The sequence below is a fragment of the Streptomyces cinnamoneus genome (genome assembly GCF_014650495.1).
Classification (GTDB): Bacteria; Actinomycetota; Actinomycetes; order Streptomycetales; family Streptomycetaceae; genus Streptomyces; species Streptomyces cinnamoneus.
The window spans coordinates 230,312-245,556 of the sequence record NZ_BMVB01000007.1 but is presented as its reverse complement, the minus strand read 5'-3'; the positions used below and the strand labels follow the sequence as shown (position 1 = coordinate 245,556).

At 71.5% G+C, this 15,245-nt stretch carries 11 protein-coding genes; 5 read left to right on the top strand and 6 right to left on the bottom strand.

Going from position 1 to position 15,245, the window contains the following annotated elements; all coding sequences use genetic code 11:
- Nucleotides 1-79 precede the first annotated feature (79 nt).
- From IE182_RS13115 to IE182_RS13100, 4 genes are all read left to right on the top strand, one after another.
- The gene (locus IE182_RS13115) at nt 80-3,157 is read left to right on the top strand and encodes a sensor histidine kinase (protein WP_190109949.1); all 3,078 of its coding nucleotides are present in this window, start codon (nt 80-82) and stop codon (nt 3,155-3,157) included.
- 10 nt (nt 3,158-3,167) lie between these two features.
- Nucleotides 3,168-3,581, top strand: a complete 414-nt coding sequence (locus tag IE182_RS13110; protein ID WP_078848005.1) for a roadblock/LC7 domain-containing protein — start codon at nt 3,168-3,170, stop codon at nt 3,579-3,581.
- Nucleotides 3,582-3,664: 83 nt separating this feature from the next.
- Entirely contained in the window at nt 3,665-4,192 is a 528-nt protein-coding gene (locus IE182_RS13105) for a DUF742 domain-containing protein (protein ID WP_190109948.1), read from the top strand.
- On the top strand, nt 4,173-4,754 hold the full coding sequence (locus tag IE182_RS13100; protein ID WP_099201035.1) for a GTP-binding protein: 582 nt from the start codon (nt 4,173-4,175) through the stop codon (nt 4,752-4,754). Before IE182_RS13105 ends, IE182_RS13100 begins: the two co-directional genes overlap by 20 nt.
- A gap of 143 nt (nt 4,755-4,897) precedes the next feature.
- Here the strand turns inward: IE182_RS13100 and IE182_RS13095 are convergent, their stop codons facing one another.
- From IE182_RS13095 to IE182_RS13080, 4 genes are all read right to left on the bottom strand, one after another.
- On the bottom strand, nt 4,898-5,098 hold the full coding sequence (locus IE182_RS13095; protein WP_190109947.1) for an acyl-CoA carboxylase subunit epsilon: 201 nt from the start codon (nt 5,096-5,098) through the stop codon (nt 4,898-4,900).
- Between the two features lie 33 nt (nt 5,099-5,131).
- Nucleotides 5,132-6,715: an acyl-CoA carboxylase subunit beta gene (locus IE182_RS13090; protein ID WP_190109946.1), complete on the bottom strand. Its 1,584-nt coding sequence runs from the start codon at nt 6,713-6,715 to the stop codon at nt 5,132-5,134.
- Nucleotides 6,716-6,931: 216 nt separating this feature from the next.
- Nucleotides 6,932-9,295 (bottom strand): polysaccharide lyase 8 family protein, encoded by a 2,364-nt coding sequence (locus IE182_RS13085; RefSeq protein ID WP_190109945.1) that lies wholly within the window; start codon nt 9,293-9,295, stop codon nt 6,932-6,934.
- A 193-nt stretch (nt 9,296-9,488) separates the two neighbouring features.
- Entirely contained in the window at nt 9,489-11,042 is a 1,554-nt protein-coding gene (locus IE182_RS13080) for an FAD-dependent monooxygenase (RefSeq protein WP_190109944.1), read from the bottom strand.
- Nucleotides 11,043-11,125: 83 nt separating this feature from the next.
- Between IE182_RS13080 and IE182_RS13075 the strand changes: the two genes are divergently transcribed.
- Nucleotides 11,126-11,764, top strand: a complete 639-nt coding sequence (locus tag IE182_RS13075; RefSeq protein ID WP_190109943.1) for a TetR/AcrR family transcriptional regulator — start codon at nt 11,126-11,128, stop codon at nt 11,762-11,764.
- 118 nt (nt 11,765-11,882) lie between these two features.
- On the opposite strand, the gene cimA is transcribed toward IE182_RS13075, so the two are convergent.
- Entirely contained in the window at nt 11,883-13,574 is a 1,692-nt protein-coding gene (cimA, locus tag IE182_RS13070) for a citramalate synthase (RefSeq protein WP_229844769.1), read from the bottom strand.
- A gap of 280 nt (nt 13,575-13,854) precedes the next feature.
- Nucleotides 13,855-15,171, bottom strand: a complete 1,317-nt coding sequence (locus IE182_RS13065) for an MFS transporter (RefSeq protein WP_190109942.1) — start codon at nt 15,169-15,171, stop codon at nt 13,855-13,857.
- Nucleotides 15,172-15,245: the final 74 nt, after the last annotated feature.

Genomic DNA, 15,245 nt, shown 5'->3' with positions numbered 1-15,245 from the left:
GAATTCCCGGACTGAGCAGTCACGGCTCAGCAGATAAACGGCACAGCACAGGTGCCGACGCCGAGAGGTTGTTGGTCGAGTGAGGCGAAGAAAGACGGGCGCCGCGCAGCAGGCGCGGGACGAGCGGGGGAACTTCACCCCGCCGTCGCGCACAGCGGTGCCGCCTTCCGATATGCCCGAACACCCCGCCGCCCCCGAGGCCCGTGGCGGCAGATTCTCGCCCCGCAACTGGCGCGTGCGGGTCCGGCTGAACGCGATTCTGCTGATCCCGGTCATCATCGCGCTGGTCTTCGGTGGTCTGAAGGTCAAGGACTCCGTCGACGTCTGGCTGGAGGCGCAGGACGCCACGGACGCCGCTCGCGTCGTGGAGGCCGCGGCCACCTACGCGCACGCCGTGATCGAAGAGCGCGACCTGATCGCCAAGCCGCTGCTCGAAGGCAACGCCGACGACCCGGTCATCAAGAAGACCCGGGCCGCGACGGACGCCGCCCGCGCGGAGTTCGACAAGCGCGTCAAGAGCATGCCGGACACCCCGTCCCTCAAGCGCCGCCTGAAGGCGGTGCGCGACGTCGAGCCGACGCTGCCGGGGCTGCGCAAGGCCGCCTACACCTCCGCCCTGGAGGGTGCGAAGACCGAGGACGGCTACGGCGCCCTCCAGCGCCCGCTCATGGCCTTCACCAACGAGCTGGGCCTGGGCACCGGCAACGTCACCTCCTACGGCCGTGCCGTCTACGCGGTCTCCCTCGCGAAGGCGGCCGAGTCGCTGCAGCGCTCGATCGGCGTCCACCTGCTGGTGAACAAGCCGCTCAGCGCCGCGGACCGGCAGATCCTGCTGACGTCGTTCTCCTCCTACAACTTCCTGGAGTACATCGCCCGCGGTGAGTTCGAGTCCGGCGGTACGGACGAGGACATCAAGCGCCTGAAGACGGCGCTGGCCACCGAGGCCCAGGTCGAGGACCAGGACAAGATGGCTGCCGCCATCATGTCCGGCGCCACCCCGGCGCAGCTCAAGGCCAAGGGCATCACGGCCGAGTCCTGGCTGCAGACGTCCACCGGCAAGTTCAACGCCTACCGCACCGTCGAGGCGCACCTGGCCGAGCACGCCGTGGACGAGGCCGAGACCGTCGCCTCCGAGGCGCAGCAAGAGGCGATCGTCAACTCCTCGATCATGATCCTCGCGCTGCTGATCGCCTTCCTCGTGGCGGGCCGGATGGCCCGCTCGATGAGCACCAGCATGCGCCGGCTGCGCTCGGCCGCCTTCGAGGTGGCCGAGCAGCGCCTGCCGGCGCTGGTCGAGCAGCTCTCGCGCACCGATCCGGGCCGGGTGAACACCCAGGTCCAGCCGATCCCGATCACCACCAAGGACGAGATCGGCGAGGTCGCCCGCGCCTTCGACCAGGTGCACCGGGTGGCCGTGGGACTCGCCGCCGAGCAGGCACTGCTCCGGGGCAACGTCAACGCGATCTTCACCAACCTCTCGCGTCGCAACCAGGCACTGATCGAGGGCCAGCTGAACCTCATCACCGACCTGGAGAACAACGAGGCGGACCCGGACCAGCTGGAGAACCTCTTCCGCCTGGACCACCTGGCCACCCGTATGCGCCGCAACGGCGAGAACCTCCTCATCCTCGCGGGCGAGGAGCCCGGCCGCCGCTGGGACCAGCCGATCCCGCTGGTGGACGTGTTGCGTGCGGCCACCTCCGAGGTGGAGGCGTACGAGCGCATCGAGCTGAGCGGCGTTCCGGAGGCCGAGATCCACGGCCTGGCCGTGACCGACCTCGTGCACCTGCTCGCCGAGCTGCTGGAGAACGCCACCACGTTCTCCTCCCCGCACACCAAGGTCCGCGTCACCGCGACCCGGCTGCCCGACGGCCGCGTCATGGTCGAGATCCACGACAAGGGCATCGGCCTGACCGCCGAGGACTTCGCGGACATCAACCACAAGCTGGCCAACCCGCCGACGGTGGACGCCGCGATCTCCCAGCGCATGGGCCTGTTCGTGGTCGGCCGCCTGGCGACCCGCCACGGCATCCGCGTGCAGCTGCGCCCCTCGGGCGAACAGGCGGGCACCACCTCGCTGGTGATGCTGCCGGACGCCATCACCCACGGTGGTGGCGCCGACGACCTCACCGAGGACGACTTCACGGTCTCCCGCATGGTCCCCGGTCAGCAGCAGCAGCCCGTCGTCGGCAGGGGCAACGGTGCCCGGACCGCCGCGGAGCTGGGCTTCGACGACTCCCGCTACGAGGGGCGGCCGGACGCCGCGGGCTCCGGCACGGCGCTGGACCCGGTCGGCCGTTCGCTGATGCGCGAGGAACGTCGTGCGGCGATGGGCGACCAGGGTTCCGACCAGCGCCCGCTGTACCACGACGAGGCCCCGCAGCAGCAGCAGTTCGAGCAGCCGCACGGCCTGCCGCAGGAGCACATACCCGCGCAGCAGCAGCCCGGTGGACCGTATGCGGAGACCGGTTACGCGGAACCCTCCTACAGCGACCAGGGCACCGGCGCCCACGAGGTCTACGGCGACTTCAACACCCCCGGCCACCAAGGGGAGTGGGCCGAGCCAGGTACGTACCAGCATGAGTACGGGCAGGGTTACGGAGCGGAACCGGAATCCCAGCCGTCCGCTGACACGGCCCAGCCGGAGCGCGTAGAGTTCGACCGTCCGGGCCCCGCTCCGAGCGGCTCCCCCTCGCTGACCGGGTCCGGTCTGCCGCGCCGCGACACGCGGTGGCAGCAAGCCGATGCGGGCGAGGAGGCCACGAGGGACGGCGCGGAACCGGAGCAGGGCCGACGGGAGGCCCCACGGCAGCCTCAGGAGGGCGAAAGCTCCGAATGGCGGTCGGCGAACGACGAGCTCTGGCAGCGAGCCGGCAAGCTCCGTGAGCCGAAGGCCGGCGGAGTGACCCCCTCCGGTCTGCCCCGCCGGGTCCCCAAGGCCAATCTGGTCGAGGGCAAGGCGGCCGAGGCCGCACAGGACGGCCCCCAGGTCTCCCGCGCTCCGGAGGACGTACGCGGCAGGTTGGCAAACCTGCGCCGCGGCATCCAGCAGGGGCGCAACGCGGGAACGGACTCCGGTGAGTACCCCGCGCACCAGCAGCATGAGCAACACGACCAGGGCTTCGGCCCCGGCGGCACCTACGATCAGGAGCGTTAGTGTGAGCCCGATGAGCCAGGCGGCGCAGAACCTGAACTGGTTGATCACCAGTTTCGTGGACAACACCCCAGGGGTGTCCCACACCGTCGTGGTCTCCGCCGACGGACTCCTTCTGGCGATGTCCGAAGGGTTTCCGCGGGACCGCGCCGACCAGCTGGCGGCAGTAGCCTCCGGCCTGACCTCGCTGACCGCGGGTGCGTCGCGCATCTTCGAGGGCGGCGCGGTCAACCAGACCGTCGTGGAGATGGAGCGTGGCTTCCTCTTCATCATGTCCGTCTCCGACGGATCCTCGCTGGCCGTTCTGGCGCACCCCGAGTGCGACATCGGCCTCGTGGGCTACGAGATGGCCCTCCTGGTGGACCGGGCGGGCAATGTGCTGACGCCCGAGCTCCGGTCCGAACTGCAGGGGAGCCTTCTCAACTAACAAAGAGGCAGTGCGTTTCGCGCCACCGCGCCATAGGGTGCGGTGGCGCGACCAGCAGCAGACAGGCAAGTCGAGGAGGAGACGTGGCAACGCCCCCAGGCGGTTACCCGTATGGACAAGAGCAGCAGGGACAACCCCCGCTGAACCGCTACAACTTCCCCTCTGCGCCCAGTCACCAGGCCATGCCGGAGCAGCGCCCTCCGCATATGTCGGCCCAGCCTCAGCAGCACCGGCGCGCACCGTCGCCGCCCGCGGGCGGCGGCGCCAAGAACAACCCGCTGGTCCGTCCTTATGCGATGACCGGCGGTCGGACGCGGCCGCGTTACCAGCTCGCCATCGAGGCACTGGTGCACACCACGGCCCAGCCGTCCCAGCTCCACGGGCAGTTGCCGGAACACCAGCGCATCTGCCATCTGTGCCAGGAGATCAAGTCGGTCGCCGAGATCTCGGCCCTTCTGTCCATTCCCCTCGGCGTCGCCCGAATCCTCGTCGCCGACCTGGCGGAGGCCGGACTCGTCGCCATTCATCAGCCCGGCGGCGACGCGTCCGCCGGCGGCCAGCCTGACGTGACACTGCTCGAAAGGGTGCTCAGTGGACTTCGGAACCTCTAGCGGCGAGGCAGCCCGCTCCACCACCTCCGCAAAAATCGTGGTGGCGGGTGGCTTCGGCGTGGGCAAGACCACGTTCGTCGGCGCGGTCTCGGAGATCAACCCGCTGCGCACCGAAGCCGTCATGACCTCCGCCTCGGCGGGCATCGACGACCTCACCCACGCGCCGGACAAGACCACGACGACCGTGGCCATGGACTTCGGCCGCATCACCCTGGACCAGGACCTGATCCTCTACCTGTTCGGCACGCCCGGACAGGACCGCTTCTGGTTCATGTGGGACGACCTGGTGCGCGGCGCGATCGGCGCCGTGGTCCTCGTCGACACCCGCCGCCTCGCCGACTGCTTCCCCGCCGTCGACTACTTCGAGAACAGCGGCCTGCCCTTCGTCATCGCCCTCAACGGCTTCGACGGGCACCAGCCCTACACCCCCGAAGAGGTCCGCGAGGCCCTGCAGATCGGCCCGGACGCGCCCATCATCACCACGGACGCGCGGCACCGCAACGAAGCGAAGAGCGCCCTCATCACGCTCGTCGAGCACGCCCTCATGGCGCGACTGCGCTAGGACGGGCCGGCCCGTACGCGGCTCGGATGCGGAAAGGTCCCCGCACTCCTCGGGAGTGCGGGGACCTTTCCGCATCCTCCGGCCCGGCACACGCGAAGAGGCCCTTCACCCCCGGCCGGGGGTGAAGGGCCTCTTCGTCGTGGTCAGCCCTGCCAGCTGTGCGGGGCTCTGAAGCCGGAGCTGCGCTCCAGGCGGCGCCAGACGGCCGTGGTGCGGCGCGGGCGGGCGTCCTGGGCGGTGCGGTCGGTGCCGGCGGCGGCGCGGGCGAGGAGGACGGCGGTGACGGCGGCCAGTTCCTCGGCGTCCGCGGTGCCCTTCTCGACGCGTACGAGCGTGTCGTTCATGCGAGGTCTCCGATGGCTGTACGGGCGTTGCGTTTACTGGGGCGGGTTGCCGTGCTTGCGGGACGGGAGGTCCGCGTGCTTGGTCGCGAGCATCGCCAGCGACCGGATCAGCACCGACCGGGTCTCCACGGGGTCGATCACGTCGTCGACCAGTCCGCGCTCGGCTGCGTAGTACGGGTGCATCAGCTCGGCCTTGTACTCCTTGACCATGCGGGCCCGCATGGCCTCCGGGTCGTCCGCCTCGGCGATCTGCTTGCGGAAGATCACGTTGGCCGCGCCCTCCGCGCCCATGACGGCGATCTCGTTGGTCGGCCAGGCGAACGTGAGGTCCGCACCGATCGACTGCGAGTCCATGACGATGTACGCGCCGCCATATGCCTTGCGCAGGATCACCGAGATCCTGGGCACGGTGGCGTTGCAGTAGGCGTAGAGCAGCTTCGCGCCGTGCCGGATGATTCCACCGTGCTCCTGATCGACGCCGGGGAGGAACCCGGGTACGTCCAGAAGAGTGATGATCGGGATGTTGAAGGCGTCGCACATCTGGATGAAGCGCGCGGCCTTCTCGGACGCCTCGATGTCGAGAACGCCGGCGAGGGACTGGGGCTGGTTGGCCACGATGCCGACGACCTGGCCGTCCAGGCGGGACAGGGCGCAGATGATGTTGGTCGCCCAGCGCTCGTGGACTTCGAGGTACTCGCCGTCGTCGACGATCTCCTCGATGACCTTGCGCATGTCGTACGGGCGGTTGCCGTCGGCGGGCACCAGGTCCAGCAGGGCCTCGCCCGTGCGGTCGGCGGGGTCCTCGGCCTGGACGCGGGGCGGGTTCTCCCGGTTGTTCTGCGGCAGCAGCGACAGGAGGTAGCGCACCTCCTCCAGGCAGGTCTCCTCGTCGTCGTAGGCGAAGTGGGCCACACCGGAGGTCTCGGCGTGCACGTCCGCGCCGCCGAGGCCGTTCTGGGTGATCTCCTCGCCCGTCACCGCGCGCACCACGTCGGGGCCGGTGATGAACATCTGGGAGGTCTCACGGACCATGAAGACGAAGTCCGTGAGGGCCGGCGAGTAGGCGGCGCCGCCGGCGCAGGGGCCGAGCATGACGCTTATCTGCGGGATGACGCCGGACGCCTTGGTGTTGCGCTGGAAGATGCCGCCGTAGCCGGCGAGCGCGGAGACGCCCTCCTGGATGCGGGCACCGGCACCGTCGTTGAGGGACACCAGCGGCGCCCCGGCCGCGATGGCCTTGTCCATGATCTTGTGGATCTTCGTGGCGTGGGCCTCGCCCAGCGCACCGCCGAAGATCCGGAAGTCGTGTGCGTAGACGAACACGGTCCGCCCGTGCACGGTCCCCCACCCGGTGATCACACCGTCGGTGTACGGGCGCTTGGCCTCCAGCCCGAAACCGCTGGCGCGGTGCCGCCGCAACGGCTCCACCTCGGTAAAAGAGCCCTCGTCCAGCAGGAGATCAATGCGCTCGCGAGCGGTCAGCTTCCCCTTGGCCTTCTGTGCCTGGGTAGCCCGCTCGCTGGGGCCGAGCCGAACCTGCTCGCGGATGGCGTGCAGCTCGGCGACGCGCCCACGGACGTCATTCGCCTCTACGGGCGCACCTTCGAGATTGCTCATGGATAGACGGTACGCGGCGGGAGGGTCTGAACATCATGTCGGTTCCACACAACGTCGTGCGCGATTTCGTGGGCAGGCGGAACAGAACTGCACAGCGCCCTTATCAGTTGTCTGCGTTCGAGCGGCCGTCCCACGCTGTGGGTACCCCACAAATATGGACCGCCCCAGCCGTCATATATATGGATTGACCAGGTACCGCCGTCCGGGTGAACGCGGTCATGCGAGGTCCACCCGGCAGGCGTGCGGGGCGCAGGCCGTGCCCGGGGCGATGCGCAGCCGCAGGGCGGGCGTGGTGGCCAGGACCTGCACCGACGCGTCGTGTGCGGTGACCCGGCGCACCGGGTGGGCCCAGGTCAGCTCGGTGGTCTCCCCGGTGCGCAGGGGGGCGGCGAGGTGGAGGGCGGCCGTGCGCCCGCGGCGGCGCAGCAGCACGGCGGCGGGGGTGCTGACGGTCAGGGGGCCGGCGGTGCCCGCCTCCCAGAAGGCGGCGGCGGTCAGGCCCAGCAAGGGGACGGCGACGGCCTGCCGGTCGCGGGTGTTGGCGAGGACGGTGAGCCATCCGGTGTCGGCGGCGCGGTCGGCGACGGCGTCGGGTGCGGCGCCGGGCATCAGGAGGTAGGCGTAGCCGTCGTCGTCGGGGTCGGTGCCGTGAGGGTGCCACAGGGTGAGGTAGCGGCGGGTGAGGAGGGCGGGCGAGCCGCCGGCGTTGATGTCGCGCCATGATCCGGCGCGGGCGGTGCGCAGGGCCGTGAGCGGGGCGCCGCCAAGGAGGACGTAGCCGCCGTGCCCGGCGAGGTGGGCCCAGTGGGCGCACTCCCACGACCGGGTCCAGCCGTCCTCGGCCGGCTGGGGCTCGCCGTCGACGGTGAGCCGTGCGGTCCCCGTGGCGCCGAGGTTGCGGTTGTCGAGCACGGTCTCCACGTCGGCGTTGTCCTCGGCGCTGATGCCGGCGCCGAGGCAGACGATCGCGTCCGCCGCGCAGAACCAGGACTTGCGGGCCTCCAGGGTGGAGCCGAGCCCCTTGAGGTGCTGTCCGACGACGGCGTACTCGCCGTCGGTGACGCCGCCGACCCAGCGGGCGGCGGGCTTGGGGGCGCCCCAGCCGCCGCCTTCGTTGTCGGCCAGCGGACGGCGGGAGACGGTGGTGCCGGGCAGGCGGTAGGGGTCGACGGTGGGCCAGAAGCCGTCGCTGTACTGGTCGCCACCGTGGGTGGCGCCCCACCAGGAGAGCATGCCGGCGCCGGTGTGCCAGCCGCGCGGGTTCTCGCCGTTGCCGTTCTCGTAGTGGCTGATGCGGTCGGAGGCCATGGCGATGGCGGCGGCCCAGCCGGGGCGGCGGTGCACGGCGCGGTCCATGGCGGCGAAGAGCCGGTGGCCGACGGGCTCGGGCGCGGCGGGGGCGGGCCCGGCGTCGACGGCGGCGAGACGGGCGAGGTCGGCGACGCCGAACTGGGGGTCGGCGCGGAGGGGGCTGGTGGTGTCCCGGGCGATCCAGCCTTTGATCATTGAGTGCCAGCGGTCGCGCTCGGCCGTGCTCGCGCCCGCGGCGAGGAGGGCGAGGGCGGCGATGACGGCGTGGCCGCGCTGGTGGTCGCTCTGGAGCAGTCCGCGGGGATCGGCGCTCGCCCGTCCCCGGCTGATGGCGCGGCCGGAGACGCAGTCCATGACGAGACCGTTGTGGATCAGTGGGGCGAAGGCCCGCTCGACGCTGTCGTGGATGATCTGCCGCCGGGGGTCGGTGACCTCCCAGGGCGAACCGCGCAGCAGCGCGAAGAGCCGCCCGAGGCCGTCGAGCAGCACCTGTCCGTACGTGCCGGTGTAGGCGACCCAGGTGTGCTGGACGAAGGAGCCGTCGGCGTAGAGCCCGTCGCCCGCCGTGACGTGGGGGAAGACGGGCGAGAGGGCGTCGCGGGCCAGGGCGAGGCGGGCGGGCTCGGCTCCCAGGAGGCCGCGCAGGGCGACGACGCGGCACAGGTCGACGCGGTTGGCGCCGGTGCTGGTGCCGGTGTAGGCGTCGAGCACGGAGTCGGGGACGAAGTGGCCGACGGCGTCGAGGAGGCGGGCGCGCCGCGCCGCGCCCGCCTCGTCGTAAAGGAGGGTGAGGGCGTCCAGGAGCAGCCGGGGGCTGCCGATCTGCCACTCCCACCAGTTGCCGTACCGGGTGGTGCCGGGGTGGTAGATGCGGTCGTGGAGGTGGTCGAGCCCGGCGAGGACGTCGGCCGCGAGGGCGGCGTCGCCGGTGAGGCCGGTACCCGGCTGGGCGTGGGCCTGGGCCATGGTGAACAGGCGGGCGTAGCTCGCGGTGATGCCGGCGGGCGGATCGAAGGGCGCGTCGGGCCACAGGGACCCGGAGCCGGGGCGCATGCTCGCGCGGTACGCACCGGCGAGCTCGCCGGTGCGGCGCAGGACGCCGGCGTAGGGCTCGGCAGCGGGGTCGAAGCCGGTGCCGAGGGTGAGGTCGCGCCAGCGTCTTCGCAGGGCGGCGAAGGCGTCGTCCCCGGGTCCGGCCCCCAGGCCCAGGGTGCCGAGGGTCCCGGCGACGGTGAGGAACGTGCGGCGGGTCCAACTGGTCACGGCCACGGCCGTGTTCTCCCCCGCCCCACCCCACCCCGAAACCGAGCAGAAGCCCCCGCCCCGGCCCCTCGGCCCCCCGGCCACCCCCAGGGGTCCGCCGCCAGGGACCCGCCGCCAGGGACCCGCCACCCCTCAGGGACCGGGGCTTCGGCCCCGGCCCCTTTCGGGTTACGGTCCGCCGTTGCCGGGCGTCCGGGTGTCAGCCCAGGCGCTTCAGGTAGTCCGTCACCTCACCGGCTCCGGCCGCGTCCGCCCCCGTGCTCAGCGCCACGTGGTTGTCGGGCCGCACCAGCACCAGTGCGTCGCCTTCGATGCCGTACGCTCGCCGGGCGTGCCCCTCGTGGTCGTCGATGGTGAAGGTGCGTAGGCGCTCCCCGCCGGCGGCAGCCGCCTCCGCCAGTGCCGGTGCACTGTCCGGCCCGAAGCCCAGCAGGGTGAAGTGCGCTCCGGCGAAGAGCTCGAAGAGCCGGACGTCCTCCCCGGTGGCGGCCAACCGGCAGGGGGCGTCGGGCGCCCTGTGGCCCGCGTTCACCCCGCCCGCCGCCAGCCGGCTCCAGGGATAGCCGACGCCCAGCGTGGTGATGTCGTCGGTGATCGCCGCCTCGGTGCCGACGCCCGCCTCCCGGACGCCCTCGAACACCGCGCGCAGCCGTTCGTTCGTCAGGTCGAGCGTCCAGGCCGCGACCGGCAGCCGCTCCTCCTCGTAGGTGTCCAGCAGGGCGGGCCCGGCGAGGCCGCGCACCACGTACGCCAGCTTCCAGCCCAGGTTGAAGGCGTCCTGGATGCCGGTGTTCATGCCCAGGCCGCCGGCGATCGAGTGGACGTGCGCCGCGTCCCCGGCGAGGAAGATCCGGCCGACGCGGAAGCGGTCGGCCATGCGGACGTTGATGCGGTAGGTGGAGAACCAGGTGGGGTCGGACAGCTGCACCCCCGGTATCCGCGCGCACCGGTCGAAGAGCCGCTGGAAGCTCTCCAACGAGGGCGGGGCCAGCCGCCCTTCGGCGTCCCGCTCGGGCACGCCCTGCAGCTGCCAGTGCGCACTGCCGCGGAACGGGCAGAGCAGCAGCGCGGCGTCCTCGTCGAACCACTGGTGCCAGTAGGCGGGGTCGAGCCCGTCGACGCGGACGTCCCCGAGCACCATGCACTCCTCGGCGTCGGTCTTGCCCTCGAAGCCCACGCCGAGCATCTTGCGGATGCCGCCGCGGCCGCCGTCGCAGCCGGCGAGATACCCGGCCCGCACGCGCCGCCCGTCGCCGAGCACGCCCGTGACGCCGTCCTCGTCCTGAGTGAACCCCGTGAGTTCACAGCCGAGTTCGACCTGCACTCCGAGCTCGGCGAGGCGGCCGCGCAGGATCTCCTCCGTGCGCCACTGCGGGATGATCAGGCCGCTGGCGTAGGGGGCGTCGGGGGTGGGCGTGCGGTCGCCGAAGGAGACGGTGTCGGCGACCGCGACTCCGTTGCGGTACTTGCGCAGGGTGATGTGCTCGATGCCGGAGGCCGCGGCCTGCTCCCCCACCCCGAGGTCGTCGAAGAGCTCGCGGCTGCGCTGGTTGAGCCCCTTGCCGCGGGAAGTGCGGTGGAACTCGCGGGACTTGTCGATGATCCGCACGGCCACCCCGGCCCGGGCGAGCGTGCAGGCGAGGGTGAGGCCGGTGGGCCCCGCACCCACGACGAGAACGTCGGTCTGCACCTCGGCCTGCGCGTCGGCCTGCATGTCGGTCTGTGCGTCGGTCGTTACCCCGGTGGAAGTCATGCCCCCATGAAAGACCCGCCCGCCGGAAAATGCAACCGAGTAACAAAAGATTCCCGGTAAACCTCACCTGCTAGAGTGACCCCGTGACCGACGAGCAAGGACTGCGGGAACGCAAGAAGCAGCGCACGCGCCAGGCACTGTCCGACACCGCCATCGAGCTGTTCCTCCGGCGCGGCTTCGAGAAGGTGTCGGTGGCCGACGTGGCGGCCGCGGTGGAGGTGTCCAAGCCGACGCTCTTCCGCTACTTCCCGGCCAAGGAGGACCTGGCCCTGCACCGCATCGCCGACCACCAGGGCGAGGCGGCGCGCGTCGTGAGCGACCGGGTGTCCGGCCAGGCGCCCCTGGCCGCCCTGCGCGCGCACTTCCACGCGCGCCTCGACGCCCACGACCCGATCACCGGTCTCAACGACGACGCCAGGGTGCGGGCGTTCAACGACATGCTCTACACGACGCCCAGCCTGCTGGCCCGCCTGGTCCGCTATTCCGACCGGGACGAGGAGCTGCTCGCCGGCGCCCTGGTGGAGGCCGGCGACGGCGACGGGCTGACGGCGAGACTGGCGGCCGCGCAGATCATCACGGTCCACCGCCGCCTCGCCGAGGAGAACTGGCGGAAGCTGGCCGAAGGGCGGGCGATCGCCGATGCGCTGCCGGAGGCGCATGCGGATGCGGATCGGGCGTACGACCTGCTGGGGGCCGGGCTGGGGGCGGAGTACGACCGGTAGGTGGTTCCGGGCGGGGTGGTTCTTCCCCCGCCCCGCTCGTGCCCACCCTCCCCCGGCTACCGCCGGGAGGTGCCCCCAGCCCGGCGGACGGACGACTGCCCGCGAACCAGCCGTGCCGCTACTCCTGCGGTTCCACCCCCGCTCGTCGCAGGCCGTACGCATAGGCGTCGTCCAGGGCCTGCCACGACGCCGCGATCACGTTCTCCGCGACGCCGACGGTGGACCACTCGCCGCGCTCGTCGCTGGTGGAGACCAGGACGCGGGTGATCGAGCCCGTGCCCAGGCTCCCCTCCAGGATGCGGACCTTGTAGTCCGTCAGCTTCAGCGCGGCCAGCTGCGGATAGATGCGCTCCAGCGCCACGCGCAGCGCGCGGTCGAGCGCGTTGACCGGACCGTTGCCCTCCGCCGTGGAGACGATGCGCTCGCCCTTGGCCCACAGCTTGACCGTCGCCTCGTTGGCGTGCGTGCCGTCGGGACGGTCCTCGACGATGGCGCGCCAGGACTCGATGCGGTAGTAGCGGCGGGCCCGGCCCTCGACCTCCTCGCGGAGCAACAGCTCGAAGGAGGCGTCGGCGGCCTCGTACGTGTAGCCCGCCAGCTCACGCTCCTTGACGCGCTCGACGACGCGGCCGATGAGCGCGCGGTCGCCGCCGAGGTCGATGCCGAGTTCCTTGCCCTTGAGCTCGACGGAGGCGCGGCCGGCCATGTCGGAGACGAGCATCCGCATGGTGTTGCCGACCCGCTCGGGGTCGATGTGCTGGTAGAGGTCCGGGTCGACCTTGATGGCGGAGGCGTGCAGGCCGGCCTTGTGGGCGAAGGCCGACACCCCCACGTACGGCTGATGGGTGGCGGGCGTGAGGTTGACGACCTCGGCGATGGCGTGCGAGATGCGGGTCATCTCGGCCAGCTTGCCGGGCGGCAGCACCCGGCGGTCGTACTTGATCTCCAGCGCCGCCACGACCGGGAAGAGGTTGGAATTGCCGACCCGCTCGCCGTAGCCGTTGGCGGTGCACTGCACGTGCGTGGCGCCCGCGTCGACCGCGGCGAGGGTGTTGGCGACGGCGCAGCCGGTGTCGTCCTGGGCGTGGATGCCCAGGCGGGCCCCGGTGTCGGCGAGCACGGTGCGCACGACGGCCTCGACCTGGGCGGGCAGCATGCCGCCGTTGGTGTCGCACAGGACGACGACGTCGGCGCCGGCCTCGTGGGCCGTGCGCACGACCTCGGTGGCGTAGCGGGCGTTGGCGCGGTAGCCGTCGAAGAAGTGCTCGCAGTCGACGAAGACGCGGCGGCCGTGTGCACGCAGGTGGGCGACGGTGTCCCGGATCATGGCGAGGTTCTCGTCCAGCGTGGTGCGCAGGGCGAGCTCGACGTGCCGGTCGTGGGACTTGGCCACGAGCGTGACGACGGGGGCCTTGGAGTCGAGCAGCGCGGCGACCTGCGGGTCGTCCTCGGCCCGGACGCCCGCCTTGCGGGTGGCGCCGAAGGCGACGAGCCGGGCGTGCTTGAAGTCGATCTCCTCGCGGGCGCGCTGGAAGAACTCGGTGTCCCGGGGGTTGGCGCCGGGCCAGCCGCCCTCGATGAAGCCGACGCCGAAGTCGTCCAGGTGCCGGGCGATGGTCAGCTTGTCGGCGACGGTCAGATTGATGCCCTCGCGCTGGGCACCGTCGCGCAGGGTCGTGTCGAAGACGTGGAAGCCGTCGTCGAGACCGCCGGGGCCGTCATCGAAACTGCCGGGGCCGTCATCGAGACCGCCGGGGCCGTCATCATGGCCGTCGAGGCCGGCGTCGGGGCCGTCGGTTGCGTCCGTCATTGCTGCTCTGACTCCTGTGAGGATGTCGGTCTACCGGAATGACCGGTTCCACCGTCCCCCTATGATCCCTCGCCCTGCGTCCCCGGCGGGGTGGGCCGGAAAACGCAAAAACCTCTCGCGGGTGCGAGAGGTCTGCGCGCGGGTCTGGGACGACGGTGTCCGCTTCGCACGGGGTGGTACGAGCGGTCACTGCGGACCGGCGCGCCTGCTGCCAATAATCATGGCGAACGGGAGCATGGGGACATGCTGGCACAGGTCCGGCCCGTGGTGCGGCGGAGTCTCAGGATGCGGGCACCGTGTCCGTCTCCGTCTCCGTGCGGGGCCCGGGCGTGCCGCCCACCCGCTTCAGGTCGGTGTCCCGCGTCTCGCGCATGGTGAGGTAGACGACGAGCGAGACCGCCGCGCAGCCCGCCACGTACCAGGCGAAGCCGGATTCGATGCCGCCCTTCTTGAACCACAGGGCGACGTACTCCGCCGTCCCCCCGAAGAGGGCGTTGGCGATCGCGTACGGCAGGGCCACCCCCAGGGACCGCACGCCCGTGGGGAACAGCTCCGCCTTCACGCAGGCGTTGATCGACGTGTAGCCGGTGATCACCACCAGCGCCAGCAGGGACAGGCCCAGGGCCGGCCAGAACGACCCCGCGTGCTTGAGCAGCGTCATGATCGGCACGGTGAGCAGGGTCGAGCCGACCGCGAAGGTGATCAGCAACGGGCGGCGGCCGATGCGGTCCGAGAGCGCGCCGGCCAGGGGCTGCAGACAGGCGAAGACCAGCAGGGCGCAGAAGCTGACGAGGGTCGCGGTCTGCTTGGGCAGCCCCGCGCTGTTGGAGAGGTACTTCGTCAGGTAGGTGGTGTACGTGTAGTAGGCGACGGTGCCGCCCATGGTCAGCGCGATCACCAGCAGCGCCTCGCGCTTGTGCCGCAGCAGGGCCCTGATCGTGCCCCGGTCCTCGTGCGCGGTGCCGCTCTCCTCGTAGGTGTCCGTCTCCAGCATGTTGCGCCGCAGGTAGAAGATGACGGCCGCGCCGAGCGCGCCGACGGCGAACGGGATGCGCCAGCCCCAGCTGTGCAGTTCCGCACCGGTCAGGGTGTGCTGGAGCAGGATCAGCAGGCCGAGGCCGAGGAGCTGGCCCGCGGTCATCGACACGTACTGGAAGCTGGAGGCGAAGCCGCGGCGGCCGGGGGCGGACGCCTCGGTGAGGTACGTGGCGCTGGCCGCGTACTCGCCGCCCACCGACAGGCCCTGCAGCAGCCGGGCGACGAGCAGGACGGCGGCGCCGCCGTAGCCCGCGACCGCGTAGGTGGGGGCGGCGGCTATGAGGACCGCGGAGGCGGACATCAGGGTGACGGTCAGGGTGAGCGCCGCCTTGCGGCCTCGCCGGTCACCGACGCGGCCGAGCAGCCAGCCGCCGACGGGCCGCATGAAGAAGCCGACGGCGAAGATGCCCGCGGTGTTCATGAGCTTCGCGGTGTCGTTGCCCGCGGGGAAGAAGGCGCCCGCGAAGTAGGTGGCGAAGCTGGCGTAGACGAACCAGTCGAACCACTCCACCATGTTGCCGGCCGAGCCGACCCAGATCTTCTTCCAGTGCTGTCCCATGGACGCTCACGGTGGCGGAACGACAGGGGCGCGACAAGGGCTTGGCCTGCAACGATCCCGCGTACTTGCGTGCG

Bases quoted from the DNA above. Each gene is read 5' to 3' on its own strand.
- IE182_RS13065 (WP_190109942.1), bottom strand. From the start codon at position 15,171: ATGGGACAGCACTGGAAGAAGATCTGGGTCGGCTCGGCCGGCAACATG.
- cimA (WP_229844769.1), bottom strand. From the start codon at position 13,574: ATGACGGACGCAACCGACGGCCCCGACGCCGGCCTCGACGGCCATGAT.
- IE182_RS13080 (WP_190109944.1), bottom strand. From the start codon at position 11,042: ATGACTTCCACCGGGGTAACGACCGACGCACAGACCGACATGCAGGCC.
- IE182_RS13090 (WP_190109946.1), bottom strand. From the start codon at position 6,715: ATGAGCAATCTCGAAGGTGCGCCCGTAGAGGCGAATGACGTCCGTGGG.
- IE182_RS13095 (WP_190109947.1), bottom strand. From the start codon at position 5,098: ATGAACGACACGCTCGTACGCGTCGAGAAGGGCACCGCGGACGCCGAG.
- IE182_RS13110 (WP_078848005.1), top strand. From the start codon at position 3,168: ATGAGCCAGGCGGCGCAGAACCTGAACTGGTTGATCACCAGTTTCGTG.